21 protein-coding genes are annotated in these 25,388 nt (G+C 44.0%); 20 read left to right on the top strand and 1 reads right to left on the bottom strand.

Annotated elements, in window-relative coordinates:
• Positions 1 to 2 precede the first annotated feature (2 nt).
• The 20 genes from QWZ04_RS08760 (at position 3) to tldD (ending at position 24,659) form a co-directional block, all read left to right on the top strand.
• Positions 3 to 848: an ExeA family protein gene (locus QWZ04_RS08760; protein ID WP_290327044.1), complete on the top strand. Its 846-nt coding sequence runs from the start codon at positions 3 to 5 to the stop codon at positions 846 to 848.
• Positions 845 to 2,053, top strand: coding sequence for a tetratricopeptide repeat protein (locus QWZ04_RS08755; protein ID WP_290327042.1), 1,209 nt, complete (start codon positions 845 to 847; stop codon positions 2,051 to 2,053). Before QWZ04_RS08760 ends, QWZ04_RS08755 begins: the two co-directional genes overlap by 4 nt.
• On the top strand, positions 2,043 to 3,770 hold the full coding sequence (gene mshE, locus QWZ04_RS08750) for an MSHA fimbrial ATPase MshE (protein ID WP_290327040.1): 1,728 nt from the start codon (positions 2,043 to 2,045) through the stop codon (positions 3,768 to 3,770). Before QWZ04_RS08755 ends, mshE begins: the two co-directional genes overlap by 11 nt.
• Positions 3,771 to 3,780: 10 nt before the next feature.
• Positions 3,781 to 5,001 carry a type II secretion system F family protein gene (locus tag QWZ04_RS08745; RefSeq protein ID WP_290327037.1) on the top strand — a complete coding sequence of 407 codons (1,221 nt, stop codon included), beginning with the start codon at positions 3,781 to 3,783 and terminating at the stop codon, positions 4,999 to 5,001.
• 1 nt (position 5,002) lies between these two features.
• Complete coding sequence (locus tag QWZ04_RS08740) at positions 5,003 to 5,452, top strand: hypothetical protein (protein ID WP_290327034.1); 450 nt, start codon at positions 5,003 to 5,005, stop codon at positions 5,450 to 5,452.
• 96 nt (positions 5,453 to 5,548) lie between these two features.
• Complete coding sequence (locus QWZ04_RS08735) at positions 5,549 to 6,127, top strand: prepilin-type N-terminal cleavage/methylation domain-containing protein (protein ID WP_290327032.1); 579 nt, start codon at positions 5,549 to 5,551, stop codon at positions 6,125 to 6,127.
• Positions 6,128 to 6,173: 46 nt separating this feature from the next.
• A complete protein-coding gene (locus QWZ04_RS08730; protein ID WP_290327030.1) occupies positions 6,174 to 6,635 on the top strand; it encodes a prepilin-type N-terminal cleavage/methylation domain-containing protein in 462 nt (153 codons plus the stop codon).
• A 224-nt stretch (positions 6,636 to 6,859) separates the two neighbouring features.
• Positions 6,860 to 7,381, top strand: a complete 522-nt coding sequence (locus QWZ04_RS08725; RefSeq protein ID WP_290327028.1) for a prepilin-type N-terminal cleavage/methylation domain-containing protein — start codon at positions 6,860 to 6,862, stop codon at positions 7,379 to 7,381.
• Positions 7,368 to 7,949 (top strand): prepilin-type N-terminal cleavage/methylation domain-containing protein, encoded by a 582-nt coding sequence (locus tag QWZ04_RS08720; RefSeq protein ID WP_290327026.1) that lies wholly within the window; start codon positions 7,368 to 7,370, stop codon positions 7,947 to 7,949. Before QWZ04_RS08725 ends, QWZ04_RS08720 begins: the two co-directional genes overlap by 14 nt.
• Positions 7,949 to 8,725 carry a PilW family protein gene (locus QWZ04_RS08715; RefSeq protein ID WP_290327024.1) on the top strand — a complete coding sequence of 259 codons (777 nt, stop codon included), beginning with the start codon at positions 7,949 to 7,951 and terminating at the stop codon, positions 8,723 to 8,725. The genes QWZ04_RS08720 and QWZ04_RS08715 overlap by 1 nt, the downstream gene beginning before the upstream one ends.
• Entirely contained in the window at positions 8,715 to 9,173 is a 459-nt protein-coding gene (locus QWZ04_RS08710) for an MSHA biogenesis protein MshP (RefSeq protein WP_290327022.1), read from the top strand. The genes QWZ04_RS08715 and QWZ04_RS08710 overlap by 11 nt, the downstream gene beginning before the upstream one ends.
• Positions 9,170 to 13,807: a DUF6701 domain-containing protein gene (locus QWZ04_RS08705; protein WP_290327020.1), complete on the top strand. Its 4,638-nt coding sequence runs from the start codon at positions 9,170 to 9,172 to the stop codon at positions 13,805 to 13,807. Before QWZ04_RS08710 ends, QWZ04_RS08705 begins: the two co-directional genes overlap by 4 nt.
• A gap of 151 nt (positions 13,808 to 13,958) precedes the next feature.
• Positions 13,959 to 15,002, top strand: a complete 1,044-nt coding sequence (locus tag QWZ04_RS08700; RefSeq protein ID WP_102523117.1) for a rod shape-determining protein — start codon at positions 13,959 to 13,961, stop codon at positions 15,000 to 15,002.
• Between the two features lie 33 nt (positions 15,003 to 15,035).
• Positions 15,036 to 15,902 carry a rod shape-determining protein MreC gene (gene mreC, locus QWZ04_RS08695; RefSeq protein ID WP_290327016.1) on the top strand — a complete coding sequence of 289 codons (867 nt, stop codon included), beginning with the start codon at positions 15,036 to 15,038 and terminating at the stop codon, positions 15,900 to 15,902.
• On the top strand, positions 15,892 to 16,380 hold the full coding sequence (gene mreD / locus QWZ04_RS08690) for a rod shape-determining protein MreD (protein WP_290327014.1): 489 nt from the start codon (positions 15,892 to 15,894) through the stop codon (positions 16,378 to 16,380). The genes mreC and mreD overlap by 11 nt, the downstream gene beginning before the upstream one ends.
• 18 nt (positions 16,381 to 16,398) lie before the next feature.
• Positions 16,399 to 16,977, top strand: coding sequence for a Maf family protein (locus tag QWZ04_RS08685; RefSeq protein ID WP_290327012.1), 579 nt, complete (start codon positions 16,399 to 16,401; stop codon positions 16,975 to 16,977).
• Positions 16,978 to 16,992: 15 nt separating this feature from the next.
• On the top strand, positions 16,993 to 18,462 hold the full coding sequence (gene rng, locus QWZ04_RS08680; RefSeq protein WP_290327010.1) for a ribonuclease G: 1,470 nt from the start codon (positions 16,993 to 16,995) through the stop codon (positions 18,460 to 18,462).
• A 20-nt stretch (positions 18,463 to 18,482) separates the two neighbouring features.
• Positions 18,483 to 22,355 carry a YhdP family protein gene (locus QWZ04_RS08675; protein WP_290327008.1) on the top strand — a complete coding sequence of 1,291 codons (3,873 nt, stop codon included), beginning with the start codon at positions 18,483 to 18,485 and terminating at the stop codon, positions 22,353 to 22,355.
• Positions 22,356 to 22,387: 32 nt separating this feature from the next.
• Positions 22,388 to 23,224: a carbon-nitrogen hydrolase family protein gene (locus QWZ04_RS08670; protein WP_290327006.1), complete on the top strand. Its 837-nt coding sequence runs from the start codon at positions 22,388 to 22,390 to the stop codon at positions 23,222 to 23,224.
• The gene (tldD, locus tag QWZ04_RS08665) at positions 23,214 to 24,659 is read left to right on the top strand and encodes a metalloprotease TldD (RefSeq protein WP_290327004.1); all 1,446 of its coding nucleotides are present in this window, start codon (positions 23,214 to 23,216) and stop codon (positions 24,657 to 24,659) included. The genes QWZ04_RS08670 and tldD overlap by 11 nt, the downstream gene beginning before the upstream one ends.
• A 106-nt stretch (positions 24,660 to 24,765) precedes the next feature.
• Here the strand turns inward: tldD and yjgA are convergent, their stop codons facing one another.
• Entirely contained in the window at positions 24,766 to 25,296 is a 531-nt protein-coding gene (gene yjgA, locus QWZ04_RS08660) for a ribosome biogenesis factor YjgA (RefSeq protein ID WP_290327001.1), read from the bottom strand.
• Between the last annotated feature and the right edge of the window lie 92 nt (positions 25,297 to 25,388).

Below are 25,388 nucleotides of genomic sequence, written 5' to 3'. Positions count from 1 at the left end.
TTATGTATCAGAGCTTTTATGGCTTCAATCAAGCGCCATTTTCACTAACACCGAATACTGAATTATTTCAGGGGCTTCCGCCACATTATGAAGCTATTCAAACGGTATTGTCTGCCATAGAAATGGGCGAGGGCGTCATCAAAGTGTCTGGCGAAGTCGGCACGGGAAAGACCATGGTTTGTCGCATGTTAATTAACCAATTGGCCGATCAAGTCGCGTTGGTTTATTTACCCAATCCTCAGTTATCAGCAGAAGAGCTACGCCTAGCTGTGGTGAAAGAGCTCGCGATTGAGCTCATAGGCAGTGAAAGCATTGTTGACGCCATTCATGCCAAATTACTGGAGCTTCATAAGCAAGGGCAACGTGTTGTGGCTTTAGTTGATGAAGCGCAGTGCTTAAGTGATGAATCGTTAGAAACCATTCGTCTGTTTGGTAACCTTGAAACCGAACAAGCTAAGTTGATGCAAATTGTCTTACTAGGGCAACCAGAATTAGATAGCCGTTTAGAGGAACACCACTTAAGGCAGCTTCGTCAGCGAATTTCATTCAGTGCTAATCTGCGCAGTTTATCCATGGCTGAAACGTTTGCTTATATTGAACACAGGCTGCAGATCAGTGGTGGCAATACCAAGTTGTTTGATAATACAGTGAAGAAAGCCATTTGGAGAGCGTCAAGAGGCGTACCAAGGTTGATCAATCAGGTATGCCATAAATCGTTACTCTTAGCATTTACACACAAAGATACACATGTGCAAAATAGCCATGTGTTCGATGCGATTAACGATACGTTAGATACGCTAAAGCCAAAATTTAAAAAACCTGTGTTATGGGGATGGGGGCTTGCATGAGTGTAATCAATAAAGCGCTCTCTGATATGACAGAGAAAAAAGGAAGTACTGCACAGCCTCTTGAGAAAGTGAATGTTGCGCCAATTAAAAGCAGCAATAAGGCCGTAAGTCTGCTCGCGGCTGGTGGTTTGGTAGTAGGAGTAAGTGCTGGTCTGTTTTTCTGGTTGAATTCAGCTGAATCAGAAGTTCCGAGTTCGTCGCAAGTTGTTGAGCCAGCAGTAATGGCAAAACAAAGCCCGCAGCCAAGCAGTCAACCGGTAACTACCACGGTTTCTCTCACTACTCCTCAAGACTCACCTCCAGAGAGTGAGCCTGTTTTAGTTAAACCGGCTCCTCGAAAAGTCGAACAAGTGAATATTGAGTCAAGCATTGCTGATGGAACAGAATTAAGTGATGAGGACTTCGCTCAAGTTACCCCCGCAGTAAGCGTGGAATCATCGCCTAAGGCTAAACCAGCGGCTCCGAAAGTCGAGACGCCTAAACCAAAATCCACTCCAGCTAAAACAACAAAGGTTGAAAGCCCGGCTCCTATTGTGAAAAACGAGCCAGCTCAAACAGCCAAACAAAACGTTTTAGAAACGGGTGTGATGGAAGTGGTTCAAGTTGAGTTAACACCACAACAATTGGCAGATAAAGCCAGCTCCCGAGCGAGAAAAGCACTGGATGCTAACGATTATGGCAGTGCAATAAAGGCTTATGAATCCGCACTAAGATATACCCCAAGAGACGAAAACATACGCAAGCGTGTTGCTGCACTTTATTATGGCCGTAGCGACACTCGAAGGGCGGTGAGGGTATTACAGCAGGGCATTGAATTAGATAATGACAGTCAAAACTTACGTTTAGCATTGGTTAATATTCTGATTAAGCAGGAGTTACCTCAAGCTGCACTTGGTGTTATTGAGCATTTACCAGAAAATCCTGATGTTGATTATTTGGCTGCAAGAGCAGGCTTAGCTCAGCAGATAAAAAGACAAGAATTAGCACTAGAAAGCTATCAATTACTGACTGAAAAAGACGGCAACAACGCTAAATGGTGGCTTGGTTTGGCTATTTCCCAAGAGCGAAGTGACCAATTGGATAGCGCAAAGGTTTCGTACAATAAAGCACTGAATCGAGTCGGATTATCCAATAAAACTCATGATTTTATTCGTAGTCGTTTGGTTGTGATTCAAGAGACGAAGAAGGTTCAAAATGCAGATTAAACTGAGAAAACGACTCGGAGACTTGTTGGTTGAAGAGGGGATCATTTCTGAACCTCAAGTTGAGCAAGCATTGGCTCATCAAAAACAAACGGGCCGAAAGCTTGGTGATACCCTGATCCAACTGGGTTTCTTGACCGAAAGCCAAATGCTGAACTTTTTATCTCAACAACTTTCACTGCCGTTAATTGATTTAGGTCGAGCGAATATTGATGTCGAGGCCGTACAACTACTTCCCGAAGTTCATGCGCGTCGTTTAAGGGCGCTGATTGTAGGCAGGCAAGGTGATGTACTGCGGGTCGCGATGAGTGACCCAGCGGATCTATTCGCTCAAGAGTCACTACTTAGTCAATTGCAGCACTACACCATTGATTTTGTCATCGCACCAGAGCGTCAGTTGGTTGATGGCTTTGATCGCTACTACCGAAGAACAAAAGAAATTGCTTCATTCGCTGAACAACTTCACGCAGAACACCAGACCACCGACAGCTTCGACTTTAGTTTTGGTGATGATGAAGACAGCGATGAAGTTACCGTTGTTAAACTGATCAATTCCTTATTTGAAGATGCTATCCAAGTTGGAGCTTCCGATATACATATCGAGCCAGACGCAGGAGTTCTACGGCTTCGTCAACGTATCGATGGTGTGTTGCATGAAACGCTTTTAAATGAAGTTAACATTGCTTCTGCTTTGGTGTTGCGTTTAAAGCTGATGGCTAATCTGGATATATCAGAGAAGCGCTTGCCTCAAGATGGTCGTTTTAACATTCGAGCTAAAGGTCAGTCTGTTGATATTCGTATGTCGACTATGCCAGTCCAACACGGTGAATCAGTGGTGATGCGTTTACTTAACCAGACTTCCGGAGTGAGAAAATTAGAAGAGTCGGGCTTACCAGAAGATCTACTGCTTCGTCTAAGAAAGCAACTCAGACGGCCACATGGCATGATCTTGGTTACTGGACCAACAGGTTCCGGTAAAACAACCACGCTATACGGTGCCTTGTCTGAACTTAACGAGCCCGGTAAGAAAATCATTACCGCGGAAGACCCGGTTGAATACCGCTTAGAGCGAGTTAACCAAGTTCAAGTTAACAGTAAAATTAACCTCGATTTTTCGACCATACTGAGAACTTTCCTTCGTCAAGATCCCGATATCATTTTAGTGGGGGAAATGCGTGACCAAGAAACCGTTGAAATTGGGCTCAGAGCAGCACTAACCGGTCACTTGGTGTTAAGTACGTTGCACACCAATGATGCGATCGACAGTGCGTTGCGTATGATGGATATGGGTGCTCCGGGTTATTTAGTGGCGAGTGCCGTAAGAGCGGTTGTCGCGCAGCGATTGGTTCGTAAAATCTGCCCAGATTGCAGTGGTCATGATGAAGTGGATGAAGCTCGTCATCAGTGGCTTGTTTCTCGATTCCCAAATCAACAGGGTGCTAAATTCTTTAAAGGCATGGGATGCCAAAACTGTAATTTGACCGGCTACCGTGGGCGAGTCGGGGTATTTGAAATGCTTGAGCTTGAAAATCACATGATGGACGCATTGAGATCGAGTGACGCGGTAGAATTTGCTCGTCAAGCAAGGTTATCGACCAATTACAAACCTTTGCTGGCCTCTGCGATGGAATTGGCTTTAGAGGGTGTCGTGAGCCTAGATGAAGTCATGAACCTAGGTGAGGGTGATGCATCCGGTTCTGCTGACCCTATATTGATTTAGAGACAGATAAATGGCGACTTATCAATATCAAGGTAGAAACGCTCAAGGCCAAAAGGTCAATGGCCAGGTTGATGCACCAACGGAAGAACTAGCAGCAGAAGCGCTGGTTAACAAAGGCGTTATCCCAACGGCGATCGTAAAAGGAAAATCAGCCGAAGCGAGCAGTTTTGACATAAATAACCTGTTCGCTCAGGCGATACCGTTAGAGATCTTAGTGATTTTTTGTCGCCAGCTGTATAGCTTAACCAAAGCTGGGGTGCCTTTGTTACGAGCGATTAAAGGCTTAGTGCAAAACTGTGCGAACAAACAATTGAAACACGCTTTAGAAGAAGTGGGGCATGAGTTGACCAACGGGCGCAGCTTGTCTGCGTCTATGCAGCTACATCCTAAAGTATTCAGTCCTTTGTTTGTTTCAATGATCAACGTGGGTGAAAATACCGGTCGTTTAGATCAGGCATTGTTTCAGCTTTCTCAATATTATGAGCAAGAATTGGAAACTCGAAAGCGCATCAAAACCGCCATGCGTTACCCGATATTCGTGTTGAGCTTTATCAGCATCGCGATGCTGGTACTTAACATTAAAGTAATTCCACAATTTACTAGTATGTTTGCAAAGTTTGGTGTGGATCTGCCATTGCCGACTCGAATTTTGATCGCAACGTCTGACTTTTTTGTTAACTACTGGATGTGGTTAATTGCTGCTTTAGTCATGATGTTTTTTGCGTTTAAATCATGGATTGGAACGGAAGTCGGCAGAGAAAAATGGGACAAGTTTCGCCTACGAGTGCCCATTGTTGGCGACATCGTAAATCGTGCCCAGTTGTCTCGATTCTCGCGTACTTTTGCTCTAATGCTAAAATCGGGTGTGCCACTAAACCAGTCTTTGGCCTTATCAGGTGAAGCGCTTGGGAATAAGTTTTTAGAGCTGCGTATTTTAGAAATGAAATCGGCCATTGAAGCGGGGAGCACCGTTTCATCCACCGCGATTCAAAGTGAGATATTCACTCCGTTGGTGATTCAGATGATTTCTGTCGGGGAAGAAACTGGCCGAATTGATGAGCTATTATTAGAGGTGTCAGATTTTTACGATCGTGAAGTTGATTATGATCTTAAAACGCTGACGGCTCGAATTGAACCTTTGTTACTCGTGATTGTTGCGGGCATGGTATTGCTACTTGCGTTAGGTATATTTCTACCTATGTGGGGCATGCTGGACGTCGTTAAGGGATAACATGGGCAATATGATAAGCATACCGAGAGTCGCAATATGGCTTGCGGTCATCGTAGCACTGTTGGCGTTTCTTAATTTCAATTGGAATAAAGTGGATCAGAAAGCAGAAAACACCACCTTTGATGTGGTGGTTGGTCAAATAAATGAACGTGCAAACGGTTACCGCCAGCAATGGCTTGTAAATAAACAGCCAGATGTACTGTCTGTCGCAAAACAGACGGTGCACTACGATCATAATGGTTGGGTAAAGCCGATTAACGGTAACCAAGTTGATTGTGATTGGTGGCTTTCAATATTGTACCCGAATCTTGGGTGGGGCTACGTAGACATACCTAAGTCGACCTTAAAAAGTGACGGGTTGGTTTATCAGTGCCGGTACCAGTTTGAAAATAATAAGGTTTTAAATCTTAAGTTGAGTGACAAAAAATTGGCAATAACTGTCGAAAAATAGACGGCAGAGTAAAGTTTGTGATGGGCTTACATGAAAGCATACGATATAATATGCACCTGTAAGCGGTATGATAATATTAAGAAATAGGTGAAGTCAGTGAAAAAACAGTCGGGTTTTTCATTAGTTGAATTGGTAGTAGTGATTGTGATTCTGGGGTTACTGGCCGCAGCGGCATTGCCTAAGTTCTTGAATGTTACAGACGAAGCAAAAAAAGCAAGTATTGAAGGCGTTGCTGGTGGTTATGCGACGGGCGTGTTGTCTGCGCGTGCACAGTGGGAAGCCAAAGGCCGACCAGGAGATGGCACGGGAAATGCAAAGCAACACTGGATAGAGTACGACGGTGTCGAATTTTGGCTTACTCGTTCATTTGACAACAGTGGCAACGAAAGCGGCTTCCGCGATGGTTACCCAATTGCGTTAAAAGTTAGCGGTGAGACGACAGCACCAACCACATTAACCTCAACTGCATGTGTTGATTTAATGGACAACTTGCTGCAAAATCCGCCAAAAGTTGGTGATGCGAGCGATACAGATTTAAAAAATTTAAAATACACTGCCGAAGCAAATACGTCAGAAAATCCTGACAACACGTGTACTTATGTACAACAAGAAGGCAGTGATCACAAATTCATTTATGAAGTAAAAACAGGTCGTGTGACCGTAGAATTGCAATAACTACCTTTTAGTATTGCGTAAAATTTAAACATAGAGAGATGTAACTATGAAAAAACAAGGCGGTTTCACCCTTATCGAGCTAGTGGTGGTAATTGTAATTCTAGGTATTTTGGCTGTGACTGCAGCACCTAAATTTTTGAACCTGCAAGATGATGCTCGCGAGAGTGCTCTGCAAGGGCTTAAAGGTGCTATGGGGGGAGCTGCAGGTATCGTTTATGGTAAAGCGGCAGTTTCTGGTCTTGAATCTGTATCGCAAGGTAAATCAATATCAGGTGCAGGTACTGCTAATATTGCATTAGTTCATGGCTATCCAAAAGCGAGTTCTGATGGTATTGGTAATGCTGTATCTGGATTATCAGCTGATTGGTCAGTAGTTAGTACTCCATCAAATTCAATTGTTTATGGGTTTAAAGGGGATACTGATACAACTAAATGTGTAGTTACTTACTCTATTACTCCAAGTGCAACAGCTCAGGAACCAACAATTGCTATTACTTCTTGTAAATAGAAGTTAACTTTGTAGTCGCGTAAAATGTAGAAAAGAAGGCTAGCAACCATGTTAGCCTTCGACTGGTTGGCAATTATGATACATTATTGCTCGTCCCACAAAATAGTGTCCCCTTTCGAATAAATCATATACTACCTTGCATATCTTGCGCATTTTAACGGTAACTTATCTAAAATTCTTATATCCTATAAGGGCTTATTTCTCATAAATCCAAGGCAAGCAGTATGTCGTCACTGGGCAAGCGTAGCGCAGGCTTTACTTTAACCGAATTGATCATTGTAATCTTGTTGATTGCGATTATGTCTGCTTACGCTGCAAGTAAGTACAGCGGCCCTAGCCAGTTTTCTGTTTACGCCGCTCGCGAACAAGCCATATCTGTTATTAGACAAATCCAACTTGGCAGAATGCAGTCTAATATCGATCCTACTTTTCTTGGTGCTACTATCCCCGATCGTTATGTTTTAAGTATTAGTGATAACGGCAAGTGCTTGTCAGCTAAAAACAGTGAGTGCCTAGAAAATAACGGCAGCAGTAATTTTGTTTACATCAATAATAGTGATTTTTCATTCAGCCCTAACTCTATGGAATTGTCGTTTGATCTTACGGGCAAACCTTCGTGCCAATTGTTAGGGGCGGCTTGTCCTGCGGCAAATAATGGGGACGGATATAGAATTGATATTGAGAACTCGTTTGATTCCTTAAGTGTGTGCATTAACAGTGAGGGCTTTGTTAATGACTGTCTATAAAGAAAAAGGCTTCACATTGATCGAAAGTATCGTCGCTATTGTAGTACTCGGTATTTCAATGACGGTATTAACCACTGTGCTATACCCTCAAATTGAAAATTCGGCTTCTTCGCATTATCAAGTAAGAGCGTCAGCTCTAGCTCAAGGCATGATGACGGATATTTTATCTCGTTCTTTTGATCATGTTGGAGATATTAATGGCGGGATTTGGCGTTGTGATGAGACTGGGTACTCAACGTGCTCGGTGGTTTTAGGTGCTGAAACAGGAGAAGAGCCTAAAGACTTCAATGATGTCGATGATTACATTGGATGCTGGTATACCAATGACGTAAGTCGTTCAAGTTGTGATTCTTTACCTGAAAGGAGTTTAAAAGATATTTTAGGGCAAGATATTAGCGCTAAATATCCCAACTTTAGAGTTGAAGTGAAAGTGGAGCATGACAACCAGGGGAGCTTAACTCCTGCACCTCAGCCAGCAGGAAAGAAAATATTCAAGCTAATTACACTCACGGTATATCCGGGGAAATATGGTGAATATCGATTTGTAGCGCACAGAGGGAACTATTGATGAAAAGAAGTGGTTTCACCTTAATAGAAATGATCGTGACCATTTTAGTTGTTTCTATCATGTTTCTTGCAATTGCTGGTTTCTTGGAGTTAGGCACCAAAGGATATGCCGATAGTGCCAAACGTCAGGCACTGCAAAATCAGGCTCGATTTGCTCTTGAGAAAATGTCTCGGGAAATCAGACATGCCGTGCCAAATAGCCTTTCTGTGAGCGCCAATAAACAGTGCTTAACGTTTTACCCAATCTTGTATTCTGGTTTTTATAATGTCGATTCAACGACCATAAGCGGTGGCGAAGATACAATTCGTTTTGTTGTCGGTAACGATAACCCAGATGTGCTCGGTGCTGCGGCAAATGGAGCTAGGTTAACAATAAACCCTAGCCGAATTGAAGACTTAGATACTTCAAATTCGGGCTCAATTTCTATTGTCGGTGTCGCTCAATCTGGCTCTGTCTATTCGATTCCGGCTTCGTTTCCTAGTTATTCAGTGGGGAAAAGGCACTATATATACCAGCCAGCGGATAAAGTTGATTACTGTTTTGAACCTTCGAGTCAGTTTATCTGGGTTTGCAGAGGTTTATCCAGTACAGAAGATTGTGCGAGTCTAGTTAATACTCAAGGTGTAAAAATTGGTGAAAAAGCCACTTCAGGGGCTTTCCAATACGAAGACCCGTCATTGATTCGCGGTGGAATCGTTCATATCGATATGACCTATAAGAACGACGATGAAGTGAGTGAATACAAACATGATGTGCAGGTGCTGAATGTCCCGTAAGAAAAATCAATCAGGTAGCGTTTTAATTATCGCCGTATTTGTCATCGTAGTGATGGGGATGCTGGGGCTTACGCTCACGCGACTCCAGTGGTCGAATCAAGACACCCTTACTCGAGAAGTCCTCGGTACTCAAGCGTGGTTTGCTGCAAATTCTGGAAGTGAGTGGGGGCTTACTCACCTTTATCCACTCGATCAAAGTGCTTCAATTGCCAATATACAAGCTAGGTGCACAGAGTTTTCGAGTTACGGCAGCACTATGTCAGTTTCTGCCGCGGCGGCCATTATTCAAACGACCAATGATCGCTGTTCATCTCTAGCCATAAAATGCGCTGAAATAGGATCTGGAGATCTAACTTTTTTCAAAATAAGCTCAAAAGCAGTATGTGGAAATCAACAATATGAAGTGCTACGTGAACAAGAAGTATGGGCTAGAGGGTTAGAGGAATGAAAGTAATGATTAAATGGTGCTTTCTTTCTATTGCTCTTTTTTCCCAGTTTGCTTTTGCACAGTTTCCGTTTCCTAATGGTGAGTGCAAGCTTAAAACAGGGGTTCATACTTGGACGTCGGCAAGTAGCCCAAAGTTGGAAATTGAAGACAAAGCTCAAGTGCTTAATCCTAGTAACTCAAAGTTAGTTGGCTTTTCAGCAATTGAAGATAATCATTCGAATAGTTGCGGTCACCGAAATAGCTGTGAGCCTTCCCCTCAATTGAGAACGGATGAACCTATATTTAACCCAAACAAAAGCTATGGGGAAAGGGAAGAGGAGTTTAAGAAAAACGGTTCTCTCGCTTCAGGTACCTTCAAGAAAGTTGAGATTAAAGATAGTGCTAGAGTCACCTTTCTCGGCGGGATTTACTGGATAAAAAAGTTAGAAATTAAGGAGCACGCTAAGCTCATTGTTAATAATGAGACCGTTATTAACGTGGAAGAATTGGTGGTTGAAGGGAGAATTACCAACAGTGGTGTTCCTGGGGATTTGATTATTGTTGCTCATGATGATGACAAAATAGAAATTAAGTCTAAGAATAGCCACGAGATAAAAGCTTTCTTTATTTCACAGAATGAGATCGAAGTTAAAGAGAAATCTCGCATAAGAGGTGCGTTATTGTCGAGGAAAATAAAACTGGATGATGATGCTAGAGTTACGACTGATTTACGTGGTTGTGATGCTCCACCGCCTCCGGTTGATGACGTGAAACTAAAATTTGGTGTTCAAAGCTGCCCGGATATTCTGACTCTAGGGTGTGAGATAGATTTCGGCCAAACATTTAGTTCAGTTCCTATTTTGGCTGTTATGCCTACTATCGACAAGAACTTCCCAGATCTCGATCAGCCTTCTACTCTCGTAGTGGAGTCTATTTCGTCCACCAAAGCGAAAGTTAAGCAAGTTTTTCCACCTAACCTTCCGTGGGTTTTTCCGCCGACTGCGATGACAAGTGTCTCCTTCATTGCGATGGAAGAAGGGACTGCAACGGTAGATGGGCATACGATTTTAGCTGGAAGTTTTGATACACGAAGTACATTAGATAGCACGAGTGATTGGAACTGGGACACTATGTCTTTCGTGTGGAATTATGGTGTGTGGTTTAATGAGAGACCAGCGCTTATTACGCAAGTTCAATCGGATAATAACAATGGTAGTTGGATGACTTCGGCTATTTCAGGTTTAACAGACGTAGGCTTTTGGGGGGCTTTAGATTTGTCCCGATCTTGGGATATTGGTAGTTACAATAAAGAAAAAGTAGGTTTCATTGCGACAGAGCCTTTTGACGCGATAATCGATGGAAAGAAAATCTCTTTTTCTAATGAAGTGTACACTCTATCGACTAAGGGAAAAAATCCGACAGCTTTAGCTGACGAATGTGATTACGTCTATGACCTTCCTTTCGATGCTCAAGGTGTTGTAGGAAATAAAGTCACAAGGAAAGGCCCCAATGGTGGCTGGGCTAGACGATGTAGGTTGGAAAATAATCAGGTCAGTTTTGTTATTGATGAGGATTTCCACAATCGCGCACATACTCGGGAAGAAATTGGTTATGTAGCCTTTGAAGCCAGCCCCCCTTTACCTGATTTTGATGTATGTGCAGCGTTTCCATATCCTGCGGGCGCTTGGAAGAGTAATTCTAAATTGACAATGAATAATGCTCCGCTATTACCTAAAAATCAGGACCCTAAGTATTTTATTGGAGGTTGGGCTGGTAAGCACTGCTCACCGAACGAGCACAACTGTACATCGGTTTTGACGTCTTTTGATCGAATTACTGATAACACTAACTTAGCACTAACATGTCAATCCGGTGTGTGTAGTACGGGGGGGCAGAAAGTTGATACGTCTGGTTTGCCCAATGTTGCGCTACCTGCTTTGTCAGGAAACGCCATTCTAAATTACTCCCGCCCAGATGAATATCATGGAGCTAACAATGACATTTGTGATGTCACCTTGTTGGGAGATAGCTGCCATGCACCAGGCCAAGGCGATGGAGAGATCACTCTTCGAAATAGTGTTCGTAAATTGCAACCCAACTACAGTGGATTATCAAGCTATCCAGTTACCTATATCGTTCCGGACAATACAACGGTTTATATTGACCAGTTGACCTTTAACTCGACGTACTCAAAGTTGAAAATTGGTAACAATGCCACGCTGGTCGTAAGGCAACTCACAATGAATCACAACACAAATAGCATCGAAGCAGGAATGAATAGTAGAATTTTGGTGAGTCAGTCGCTTACATTGCAAGATTCGATTCCTGTGAATCCGGATGGTAAGCCGGATGATCTCATCATTTATGCCTTGAATGATAATTCTCACGCTACCTTTAATTTCAAAACAGATAATGTTTTAGTAAATGCCCACTTACTATTTGATAAAGTGACAATAAATAGCCAAGGTGGAGACTTTGGCGGTTCAGTGATCAGCAACAATCTCATTATCCATGATCCCAAGACAATTATTCGAGGACAGAATGCTTGTTATAACACACCACAAAACTACACTCTAGAGCTGACACCACTCAAACAATTCTTCTTATTGTGCGAGAATCCGCTCGCAACCTTTAAAGTGCTAAAAGAAAGTGGTGGGGTTGCCGAGAGTTATTCTGGTGACATAGACATTACACTTCCTACTGAACTCTCTGTGAAAGAGGTTGTTGTCGGGCAGTATGTGAGTGGCGGTAAATATCGACCTTCTAAAGGCGTGCTAAAACTTCGCCTAACATCGTCTAAAATTGGTAGTTTTAGCATGCAAGGCCATCTTTCTACAGACACTAAGCAGGCTCAAACCGCAAGCTATTATATTGCGCCATATAAGTTTGATGTACCTGCCGTTGATGCAGTAGCTGGTAAGTCGACTAAATTTGACATTCAAGTGCTCGCGTGTAAAAACGACAAGATAACTCCAGTTACTGGTTATGATGGAGATCGAATACTTACTTATACGGATTCCACATTGGCAAAGCCTATTGGTGGAGCCAACCCCAACCTAGATATATCGGCCAGTGAAAACACGCCAAATTCAAGTAAACAAGTGAAGTTGAATTTCTCTTCAGGCAAAGCGAACGCTTATATGAAATATCACGAAGTTGGTGCAATATGGTCGCAAATTTCTGACTTGAGTTTCAAATGCCCGATAGGTTTCGACTGTGATACTGAAAACTCTGAGCAGTGGTCTGGGTTAAAGGGCACCTTAAATGTGAATCTGCGCCCTTGGACTTTTGCTATCTGTGAATCTAATGCTAATAAAATGAACGGAACAGCAACAAGTGGAGACCCGTTTTTAGCCGCTGGTGAAGAGTTTGATATTCAGTTAAAGCCAGTTATTTGGAAGTCAGGTCTTGATGCTGCTTTACAAAAATCTAAGTATTTGGATTTTTGTTCTCTTGACGTTACCCAGAATTTCTTTCACCAAAATGCCAGAAGCTCTAAAGTGAGTTTACAAGCTGAGCTGCCAAAAGATTTTGTTGGTACGCTAAGTGGGGCCGATCGTGACAAACCGAATACTGAAGGAGAGTCCAAAAAATACATTCCTTTCGAAAAATTGAGTTTCTCTGATGTGGGGCACATGACTCTAAAAGTTGATGCGTCTGGATACGCAGATATTCAGGGGGGGATAGATACAGCGAAACGCGAAATTGGTCGCTTCTATCCTAAGCACATCATCGTGAAAAGTAATCATTGGAACTACGCCAGTAAACACGATGGATTTGCCTATTTAGATCAGCCAATATCGATTGATTTTGTTGCCGAAGCACAAAATGTAACGAATGGGGCTACGCTGAATTACTCTCAATTGGCCTCTTCATATAAAGCGACCTTAATTCCCTTTTCTGCGGATGGTGACGGTAATGCGGATTGGAATACTCGAATGTTAGCTACGTGGGAGGCCCATGCTTGGAATAAGGCTGAGCTTCAAGCCAACGCTCAACCATTTACGTTATTAAGGTTGATAGAAAAGGCAATACCAAAAACGACGCGCATTGATGGCCCATTTAGTGGCGCTAACTTAATGACGGGGATAAAGATAAAGCAGGGGTTTTCTGAACCTACGCTGATGAAAAACCAAGATTCCTCTGCTCATAAAGGAGATAAATTCCCAACACCTCTTAAAGCTCGCTACGGACGCGTTATTCTCGAAGACCTCGGTGGAAGCATTGCTCAAAATTTAACGATACCCCTTCGCACTGAATTTTGGAACGGTAATGAGTTTGTCACTAACACCGACGATAGTGGAACCAAGTTTGATGGCACAGGGTATTGTTCGTTAGGCATATGGCCAAATACGACTTCAACGGCTCACTTATCTGGCGATAGTGACGTTGTTAATGGTCGCTCAAGTAAACTTGTCGCAACTCAAGGTACAGCAGGTCGTGAACAAGTTAGGCTTTGGTTAAGAACGGCGTCTCAAACGCCGAGTGGTGTGGCTACAGGTAATTGTAAGGGTTCTAACAAAGTTCAACCTTGGCTTAACTTCAATTGGCGCGATAAAGGAGATGAAATCCCATCTACTGTTATCACTTTTGGCTCATTCCGAGGCAACGATCGAGTGATATTCCGTGGCGAAAGCCGAATGACGGGGCAATAAAACTGGTTATTTCGGCGCTTATGTAAAGAATCTGCAAGAAAAAGCGAGATTCAGCCCATGTTTACCTACCAATGCCTTGCTGATAACGCGAGGCATTGGTACATTTAATGCAATTTTATGTCTTCTAATGCTCTCAGGATGAACGAAGAATATGTTTAAAAAACTTCGTGGCATGTTTTCAAACGATCTTTCCATCGATCTAGGTACAGCCAACACACTTATATATGTAAAAGGCCAAGGCATCGTCCTTGATGAACCTTCCGTAGTTGCTATTCGTCAAGACCGTGCAGGTTCGTCTAAAAGCGTTGCTGCTGTTGGTCATGATGCTAAGCAAATGCTTGGCCGTACGCCAGGTAATATCTCTGCAATCCGTCCAATGAAAGATGGCGTTATCGCTGATTTCTATGTGACAGAAAAAATGTTGCAGCATTTCATTAAGCAAGTACACGATAACAGCGTGCTAAAGCCAAGCCCTCGCGTATTGGTTTGTGTACCTTGTGGTTCTACTCAGGTAGAGCGTCGTGCTATTCGTGAATCAGCGTTAGGTGCTGGTGCTCGTGAGGTGTACTTAATTGACGAGCCAATGGCGGCGGCAATTGGTGCTGGTTTACGTGTATCTGAGCCAACGGGTTCAATGGTTGTTGATATCGGCGGCGGTACCACAGAAGTTGCGGTTATCTCGCTAAATGGCGTGGTTTACTCTTCGTCTGTACGTATCGGTGGCGATCGCTTTGATGAAGCTGTCATCAACTACGTTCGTCGTAACTACGGCAGCTTGATTGGTGAAGCAACAGCAGAGAAAATCAAACATGAGATTGGTTCAGCTTATCCTGGTGATGAAGTTGAAGAAATTGAAGTGCGCGGCCGTAACCTTGCAGAAGGTGTACCTCGCAGCTTTACATTGAATTCAAATGAAATTCTAGAAGCGCTGCAAGAACCACTGTCAGGTATTGTTTCAGCGGTAATGGTTGCCCTAGAACAGTGTCCACCAGAGCTGGCTTCTGATATTTCAGAAAATGGCATGGTATTAACCGGTGGCGGTGCGCTGCTTAAAGATCTGGACCGTTTGTTAACCGAAGAGACGGGTATCCCTGTCGTTGTTGCAGATGAGCCTCTCACTTGTGTGGCTCGTGGTGGCGGTAAAGCCTTAGAAATGATCGACATGCATGGTGGCGATCTATTCAGTGAAGAATAACGCTTTTTTACGTTCACCGCGTAGGTAAAGGCGATGAAACCGATTTTTGGCAGAGGACCTTCTCTGCAATTGCGTTTGTTTTTTGCCATCGTACTATCAGCCAGCCTTATGCTGGCTGATAGTCGTTTAGATGCATTTTCAAATGTACGCTATTTTTTAAATAGCCTTGTTGCTCCTATTCAATATGCGGCAAATTTGCCTCGCAGTATGTTTGATGGCGTGTATGACCGATTTCATACTCGCGAAACCCTTGTCACTTCCAATCAAACCCTAAAACGTGAAGTACTTCGGCTTAAAAGCGATATGCTTTTACTCGATCAGTACCGTGAAGAAAACAAGCGGTTACGTAAGCTATTAGATTCTCCTTTCGTACGTGATGAAAAGAAAGTCGTGACGGAAGTGATGGCGGTAGACTCTTCTCCATACCGACACCAAGTCGTGATCGATAAAGGCTTGATTGATGGGGTGTATCAAGGTCAACCTGTGATTAATGAAAAAGGTATTGTGGGCCAAGTTACCTTTGTTGCCGCGCACAACAGCCGAGTATTACTGATCACCGACGCCAACAGTTCCATTCCAGTTCAAGTGGTCAGAAATGACATTCGAGTGATTGGGTCTGGTAATGGCAGCATTGATAAAATTCAACTGGAACACATTCCAAGCAGCACCGAAATTGAAGAGGGAGACTTGTTGGTCACCTCTGGTTTGGGTGGTCGCTACCCTGAAGGTTATCCAGTTGCTTACGTTTCAACGGTAGAGCGAGACAATCGACGTCAATTTGCATCAATCATCGCTAAACCTGTGGTTGAGTTTGAACGATTGAGGTATTTGTTACTCGTTTGGCCAAACGAAGGGCGTCAAGCCGATTTAAATATAGAGGCTGAGTCCAATGGCGAATAGAGCATTCAAAGGCCGTATGGTGATTTGGGCGACGTTCTTCATTGCCCTTATTTTTCAAGCGATACCGTGGCCTGGTATGTTGGAAATATTTCGCCCGGCATGGTTGTTGCTGATTGTCTTTTATTGGGTGTTGGCATTGCCTCATCGAGTCAATGTAGGAACCGCGCTGATATTAGGCCTGCTGTGGGATTTGCTAATAGGTTCAACCTTAGGTGTTCGCGGCATGATGATGTCGATAACCGTTTATCTGGTTGCACTTAACTTTCTTGTTCTTAGGAATATGGCGTTGTGGCAGCAAGCGGTGGTTATTGGCGTGCTCACTGCGTTAGCTGAAGTGCTCGAGTTCTTGGGTGAATACCTGATTCAAGATGTGACTTTTAACCCGTTGTCGCTTTGGGCGGCGTTAGTGAACTGCATATTGTGGCCTTGGATATTTTTGCTATTACGCCGAGTAAGGCGACATTGGCATATTCGTTAATTAATAAAGGCAGGTCATATGAGTACTGATAAACGCAAACTTCTGCTCGCGTCAGGTTCCCCAAGACGTAAAGAGCTGCTGTCTTTTCTTGGGCATTCGTTTGATATTGTTGTGCCTGATATCGAAGAGCAGCAGCAAGTCAACGAAAGTGCACCGGACTACGTTCGCCGTCTGTCGGTTGAAAAAGCGCAAGCAGGTTTACGGCTTGTCGCTGATGAAAATGTGGTGGTTCTAGGATCAGACACGATCGTCGTCGTAGATGGCGAAGTGTTAGAAAAGCCGAGAGATTGCGAACACAGTATTCAAATGCTGACTCGGCTTTCCGATTGCCAACATCAGGTGATGACAGCCGTCACCGTTGCCGATAAAAATTCGTGTCAGACAGTTTTGGTTGAAACACAAGTTTGGTTCAAAGCGCTCTCTCGCCAAGAAATGGTAAACTATTGGCAGACAGGAGAGCCGTGTGATAAAGCTGGAAGTTACGGCATTCAAGGGATTGGTGGGCGCTTTGTTGCGCGTATTGATGGCAGCTATCACGCTGTAGTTGGGTTACCACTAATGGAAACAGACCAGCTCTTACAGAATTTTATAAAATAATAATAGAGGCGCGTCATGAGTGCAGAGTTGTTAATTAACGTTACACCGAGTGAAACACGGGTAGCGATGATCGTTGGTGGTATTTTACAAGAAGTCCATATTGAGCGTGAATCCCGTCGCGGCATCGTTGGCAATATCTACAAAGGGCGAGTAAGCCGAGTTTTACCGGGCATGCAAGCCGCATTCGTGGACATAGGTTTAGATAAAGCGGCGTTTCTACATGCATCCGATATCGTTCCGCACACTGAGTGTGTAGCGGAAAATGAGAAAAAACAGTTTCAAGTTCGTGATATTTCCGAGTTAGTCCGTCAAGGGCAAGATATTGTGGTCCAAGTGGTTAAAGATCCTCTGGGTACCAAAGGGGCTCGCCTTACAACGGATATCACGCTGCCATCTCGCTACTTAGTCTTTATGCCTGGAGCAAGCCATGTTGGTGTCTCTCAGCGTATTGAAAGTGAAAAAGAGCGTAATCGTTTAAAGAAAACCGTTGCTGATTATTGCGATGAAAACGGCGGTTTTATCATTCGTACCGCAGCGGAAGGCGCGGATGAAAAAGAATTGGCACAAGATGCGGCATTCTTAAAGCGTTTATGGACTAAAGTGATTGAGCGCCGTGCGAAAAATAAAACCCGCACGATGCTTTATGGTGAGCTTGGGCTTGCACAACGCATAATACGAGACTTTGTCGGTACTGAACTAGACCGCGTACAAATTGACTCTCGCTTAGTATTTGAAACACTGAAAGAATTCACTTCTGAGTTTGTTCCTGAGTTAACTGAGAATTTAGAACTGTATGAGGGTGATAAACCCATCTTCGACATGTACGACACGGAAAATGAAATCCAACGTTCACTTGAGCGTAAAGTTGGATTGAAGTCAGGCGGTTACTTAATCATCGATCAGACTGAAGCGATGACAACAGTAGACATTAACACCGGTGCATTCGTAGGTAGAAGAAATCTAGAAGAAACGATATTTAATACCAACGTTGAAGCGACCCAAGCGATCGCAAGACAACTTAGATTGCGTAACCTCGGTGGTATTATCATTATCGATTTTATCGATATGATGTCGGAAGAACATCGCAAACGTGTTGTTTCTTCACTCGAGATAGCGCTTTCTCACGATCGAGTAAAAACCAACATAAACGGCTTTACTCAGCTTGGCCTTGTGGAGATGACTCGTAAAAGAACCCGTGAAAGTATTGAACATGTGCTCTGTTCGAGTTGTCCTACTTGTGAAGGTCGTGGCAGCGTGAAGACAGTCGAGTCGGTATGTTATGAAATTTTACGAGAAGTGACTCGAGTCAACCGTGCGTATGATGCCGATAACTTCGTTGTTTATGCTTGCCCTGCGGTCGCAGAAGCTCTTGAGGGTGACGAGTCCCATGCGCTTGCTGAACTAGAAGTTTTCATTGGTAAACAAGTGAAGATTCAAGTTGAGCCTTTGTATATTCAAGAACAATTTGATGTCGTGATGATGTAAATGGAGCCGATTTAACTTCCATGCTAGTGCGCTTTTGGCGGTTTGTACTTTGTAGCCTTGTAATTGTAATGGTGATCCTCGCGGTCGCCGTTACTGCTTTACGGGTGGCTTTGCCGCGTCTAAATCAATATCAATCCGAGATAGAACAATGGGTCAGTAGCTCTACTGGCATTCACTTTCAGATATCAGATGTTCAAGGGTATTGGCGTAATACCCACCCGTTTGTTTCTCTACAGGGGCTGCAAGCGGTACTTCCAGACCGTGACAATACGACTATCGCCCTTGATGGGGTTGAAATCGAAATCGACCTTGTTGAAACCCTGCTGCAATTGAAACCAACCGTGTCGACGCTTCGTGTTAGCGGCTTAAATCTTGATATCAGTAAAATTCAGTGGCTGCCAGAAAATAGCGACAAGACATTAGGCCCTACTCAAAAGTCGTTGTCGAATTCTCCTGAGGTTCTGCTTGATCTTCAGCAACTGCTGTTACATCAACTCACCAACTTTTCACTAGAAGATTCGCAAGTCAGTTTTCAAACTTTTACTGGTGAAGTGAAAACTATTGATATTGAATCTCTGAATTGGCGAAACCAAAAGAGCCGCCACCGTGGTGACGGCGTGGTTAGCATTGCCAATACCGATATTAATAGCCTTTCTATTCAAGTTGATTTTGAAGAAACCGATGATTTATCAAAATTGAATGGCGAGTTTTTCATCGCCGCAGACAGTTTGCAAGTCACCCCTTGGTTAACTCGTTACCTCAAAAAAGAAACGGGCATTGATGCTGGTATTGTGAGCTTTAACTCTTGGTTTACTCTTGAAAACGGTGAACCGATCGATGCCTATGTTGAGTTATTGCCGTCTGAATTGACTTGGAGCAAACATAAAGATCACCAGCTATCGATTGATAAAGGCATTCTGATCCTAAAGCCTAGTGAGGATGGATGGCAGGTAAACGGCCATGAGTTAGGTATTCGTACCGACGAGACTCACTGGCCATCACTGGATGTCGCCTTTAATTGGCAGCCAGAACGTTGGGTTCTTAATGCTTCCGAACTCGATATAGGTGCTTTAATACCTATAGGGCACTGGCTTCCTCAAGCTCAAGATTTAACGTCATGGTTGGAAGAAGTGGAGCTTGGCGGTGAACTGGAAGACATTCGAGTCAGTATGGAAGACTCGCTAGAAAGCTTACGTTTCTCTACGGAGCTATCTGGTGGCAATATGAAGCAGTGGGAACTGCTTCCTGAAGTGCACTTGTTGCAAGCATCGATATCAGGCAGCACGAGCCAAATTAATGCTCAGTTAAACCTGGTGGATGACGTGTTGCCTTACGGCGACGTATTTCAGGCGCCGCTGAAAATTAAGCAAGGGCAAGTAGACATCGTGTTTGAACATGATGACAAAGGCTGGTCTCTGTGGGCAGATAAAGTCACCGCCGCGACACCTGACTTGCAAATTCTAGGTGCATTCAAGCTAGATTTTCCTCATGAAGGGAACTCGTTTCTGTCATTTTACGCTGAAGCCGACGCATTTAATGTGAGTGAAACATGGCGTTACCTACCCACATTAGCACTAGGGCAAGATCTTACGGATTACCTTTCTACTGCTATTCAAGGCGGAAAAGCCAAAACGGCGAAGCTACTGTGGTTTGGTGAGCTGGCACAGTTCCCTTATCAAGATAACAACGGAATGTTCCAAGCGCTCGTGAATTTAAAGCAAGCGAAGTTTGGGTTTGATACCGCATGGCCGTTGATCACCGATTTACAGCTAGACTTGTTATTCCAAAACGCCGAAATGCACTTGGACTCAAGCAGTGCGCAACTCATGGATGTAAAAGCCCGTCGTATTACCGGTCGAATTCCAGACCTCGGTGAGGGGGGGCACATAGAGATTGAAGCCAAAGCGAGAGCTGAAGGTCGAGATGTTCGCGATTATATGATGGCAACGCCTCTTATCGACTCTGTTGGTGCTGCGCTGACCGCTATTGATGTGGCCGGCCCCGTCACTTCTGAGTTTCAACTTTTTATCCCGTTTGATGGGGATAATAGCCGTGCGTGGGGTTGGGCTGATTTAGACAAAAATCACATTCACATTCAAACGCCCGAAATGATCTTAGAGCAAGCGTCTGGCCGCATTGAGTTTGATGATGATGTAGTTCAAGCGTCAGGGCTAACTGCGCAACTGCTCGATCAGCCGATAGCGTTAGATTTTAAAGGTGAGTCGGTAGGCAAGAAATACACGGTAAACATCGATACCATTGGTGATTGGGAAGTTGAACCATTAGGCCCATACGTTGGTGAAGGATGGGTGAAGCGTGTTCAGGGGCATTCGCCTTGGACTATGGGGATTGATCTGCAATTGGACGATATTGGTTTTACCTACCAGATTGACGCTAAAGCGAACATGCAGTATCTGGCGAGCCAGTATCCTGCGCCTCTGAATCAACAAGTAGGAAAAAAAGGCCAGGCTCAACTTCAAGTTTCAGGCAATCAACAGACATTGTCGGGTCGATTGCAATTGCCGGGAGTGAAATATCAAGCTGAAATCGATATTAGTAATCGTGCCCCCGTATTCGCAGCGACGAATTTAGTGGTAGGAAAAGGCGCATTTAAAACCAGCCCTATCGTTGGTCACAGCATGTCGGTGCGGACTAATAAGTTCAACTTAGATGATTGGTTTGGGTTATTCGTAGGGCCTGTGAACGGGGCTGAAGTGTTAGCCAGTGAGCTCAGTGTTCCTGAACTGCCAATGCCGACTAAGGTTGATCTGAGTGTACCTACTTTAGTGTTTGGCGGAGTTGATTGGCATGAGATGGAATTTAAAGCGCGTAAGAAAAATCTTGCGTGGCGAATCGACCTTGATAGTGCTGAAGTTAAAGGCCGAGCAAATTATTTAGAGCCTTACGACTTAGCTGTGGCGTTAGAGCATCTGCAAATATACGTCCCCGCACTTGATGAACAAAAAAATGAAGAATCGGTTGTCGCGGAAGTGATTGCTGAGTCAGAAAAGACAAAACCGTTAGAGTTGGTAACGGCGCTTGATCGTCATCTGCACCAGACTTTGCCTAATCTAACGCTTTCTATTAATGAATTTTGGTTTCAAGGTTACAAGGTTGGCAAAGTGAATGTCGACTTCCAACGCCAAGGTGACCGCTTAGTTTGGGACAAAATCTCATTACGCAGTGGCGCGAACAAATTTGATGCAAATGGTTGGTGGAAACTGTCTGATGAAGACAATCAATCGCATTTTGAATTCAGTATGTCAGGTGACAATAATACGGATCTAATGGAACGCTTTGGAATTACATCAGGCATTCAAAAAGCGCCGTTTGAGATGAGTTCGTCATTAACGTGGAGTGGTTCACCTTGGAGCCCACAAATAGAAACACTTAATGGTGATATTAACTCTAAATTAGGCAGTGGTATCATTTCTGATGTCAGTGGAGCAGCACGTTTAATGGGGTTGTTCAGCTTAGATTCCATTTTAAGAAAAATGCAGCTCGATTTTACTGGCGTGTTTGATAAGGGCATGGCATTTAACAGTATTTCTGGCAGCGGTGCGATTGAAAACGGCATTTTTGTGACTAATGACATCGAGATGGATGCGGTTGCGGGTAACATGACGATTCGGGGCCTTGCGGACTTACGAACGCAGCAAGTGGATGCGGAAGTGGAATTTACTCCGGATCTTACTTCGGGTATTCCTGTTATATCTGCCTTTGCAGTCGCACCTCAAACCGCTATTTTGGTGTTTGCAGTAACAACGGCGTTGTCTCCGGTTATCGATGTGATCACCCAAGTACGTTATGAGGTCAAAGGGCCGTTGGAATCGCCTCAGGTGAATGAACTCTCTAGAAGCAAAGGCTCTTATAAAGTGCCAGAAAAAAAATAACCGCGAATATGGATTAAACGCAGGGGGCAGCAATGGCAATGATCGGACTGATTCAAATGACGTCGGGTGCAAACATTGAACAGAACTTTGAATACATTGTGCAAGAGACGTGTACACTGGCTAAGCAAGGCGCTTTGCTCGTTACAACACCTGAAAATGCGTTGTTATTTGCCGGCAGAGAGCAATATCATAATTACGCAGAGCTGCTTGGAGACGGTGAATACCAGACCAAACTAAGCGCGCTGGCTCAATCGACAGGTTGCTGGCTGCACATCGGCAGCTTTCCCATCCGATGGGGAAATGAAGTTACGACGACCAGTTTGATGTTTTCTCCAAATGGAGAGTTAGCAGGCCACTATAGCAAACTGCATATGTTTGATGTTGATGTGGCGGATTCGTACAAAAGCTATCGCGAATCAGATTGCTTTGCCGCAGGTGAATCGGTTTCCTTAGTTAACTTGCCATTCGCACAGTGCGGTTTAACGATTTGCTACGATGTTCGATTTCCGAGCTTGTTCCAGACGCTGAGAGCGAAAGGTGCGAATTTGATGATTGTTCCCGCGGCTTTTACCGCAGTGACAGGTAAAGCTCATTGGGAAGTCTTATTAAGAGCAAGAGCAATAGAGACTCAGTCTTGGGTCATCGGTGTAGGGCAAGCGGGCGCGCACCCATGTGGGCGAATCACACATGGTCATTCGATGGTGGTGTCTCCGTGGGGCGAGATTGCTCTTGAATTAGATGACACCCCTAATAGTGCTGTATGCGATATTGCATTGGAACAAACAGAACAAATCAGACAAGACATGCCTGTGGTGAAACATGCGCGTTTTGTTGTTGAATTAAAAGAAGAGCCAAATAATGACGATTAATTTAGTAGAACAAGAATTGCTAGCGCCGACAGGCCTGACAGAAAAAGACATCAGTAACACATTGGGCATCATAGCAACACGAGATGTGGACTATGCAGATCTGTACTTTCAATCAAGCTGGCATGAATCACTGGTTCTAGAAGATTCCATTATCAAAGATGGCTCATTTAATATCGACCGTGGTGTGGGCATTCGAGCCATCACGGGAGAGAAAACGGGTTTTGCTTACTCAGATCAAATCAACTTGGATAGCCTTAAGCAAAGCGCTATTGCCGCAAGAGGCATTGCACAACAAGGTCAAACCGGCTCTGTTAAGACGTTTAACCGCACCAGTAATCAAACGATTTACTCAGCGGTAAACCCTCTGGAAAGCCTTCAGAAACAACAAAAAATCGAATTACTAAAGCAGCTAGACGCATACATTCGAACCAAAGAACCTATGGTTCAAGAGGTATCCGTGAGCTTAAGTGGTGTTTATGAGCAAGTACTCGTAGCCGCAACCGATGGCACTTATGCTGGCGATGTACGCCCTCTAGTTCGTTTGTCAGTAAGCGTTTTAGTTCAAAAAGGCGATAGCCGTGAGCGTGGTAGCTCAGGTGGCGGTGGTCGTTATGGTTACGAATATTTCCTTGAATCTGAAGCGGGCGAACAACGCGCGTATCACTTTGCTGATGAAGCGATTCGTCAAGCATTGGTAAACCTTGATGCCGATCCTGCGCCTGCTGGAACCATGCCCGTTGTGTTAGGTGGTGGTTGGCCTGGAGTGTTGTTACATGAAGCGGTAGGTCATGGGTTAGAGGGTGATTTTAACCGCAAAGAATCATCGGTTTTTTCTGGAAAAATTGGCCAGCAAGTGACGTCTCCACTGTGTACCATTGTTGATGATGGCACCTTGAAAGACTTACGAGGCTCAATCAACATTGATGATGAGGGTGTTGAAGGGCAATACAATACACTGATTGAAAATGGTGTACTCAAAGGCTACATGCAAGATAAGCATAACGCGAGTTTGATGGGAGTTGCGCCAACGGGTAATGGCCGTCGTGAATCTTATGCGCACTTGCCGATGCCACGCATGACAAATACCTATATGTTGCCAGGTGAGCATACTCCTGAAGAGATTATTTCTACCGTTAAGAAAGGGCTGTATGCGCCTAACTTTGGTGGAGGCCAGGTGGATATCACTTCAGGTAAGTTCGTATTCTCGACCTCGGAAGCCTATTTAATTGAAGATGGCAAAATTACTCGCCCTGTGAAAGGCGCAACTTTAGTTGGCTCTGGTATCGAAGCGATGCAACAAGTGTCTATGGTGGGTAATGACCTGTCGATAGACCGTGGTGTAGGCGTTTGTGGTAAAGCAGGCCAAAGCGTTCCAGTTGGCGTCGGTCAGCCAACGTTAAAACTGGATGCGATTACAGTGGGCGGCACTGAATAAGAGTTAGTTAACTAATGCTCATTGCAGCATGAACAGTGCCAGTTAACATTTTAAGTTAATAAAAAAGCTGCCCAAATAAGGCAGCTTTTTTTGGTTCTGAACTCTATTAAATTTGCTCTTCGTCGAGCAAACCTTTCAGTACTTGGAAAATTTCACGGTAAGACTTTGGTGGCTTACTGTTTTGTTTTTCTTTGGCAGCCTGACGAGAAAGCTGACGCAAGCGCTGACGATCGGCACTTGGAAAACGTTCTAACACGTCTGCGATAGCACTATCACCTTCTTCTACAACTCGGTCACGAAGTGTTTCCAATTTGTGTAATTCAGCGGTCATTTGCGAGTGCTTATTTCGAATCTTATCTAAAGCGGCTTGAATTGGCGCTGGATCTTCAGATCGCATTAACCTACCGATGTATTGCAGTTGACGACGCTTAGCTTCATTTTTAAAGCGTTGACCATTATCGATAGCGTCACGCAGTTCTTCTCGCAATGGAATTTTATCTAGTACTGATGGTTTCAGTCCTACCAGCTCTTCGCCTAGTACTTGCAGAGCTTCCATGTCTTCTTTCATCTCGGTTTTACTTACCCAGATGATTTCCTCTTCCTCTTCCCAAGGCGCTTTTTGGTTTTTACGAGCCATATTTGCTTGCCTATTTCATTATCTGTGTCTAATTGTCGCTTATTTTAGCAAGAATTATGGGGAGAAAGCGAAAACCTTGTTATTCTATTGAA

The organism is Vibrio tapetis subsp. quintayensis (assembly GCF_030409945.1).
Classification (GTDB): Bacteria; Pseudomonadota; Gammaproteobacteria; order Enterobacterales; family Vibrionaceae; genus Vibrio; species Vibrio quintayensis.
Note: the sequence above shows the minus strand (reverse complement) of the source record. Positions and strands in the feature narration are given on the sequence as shown.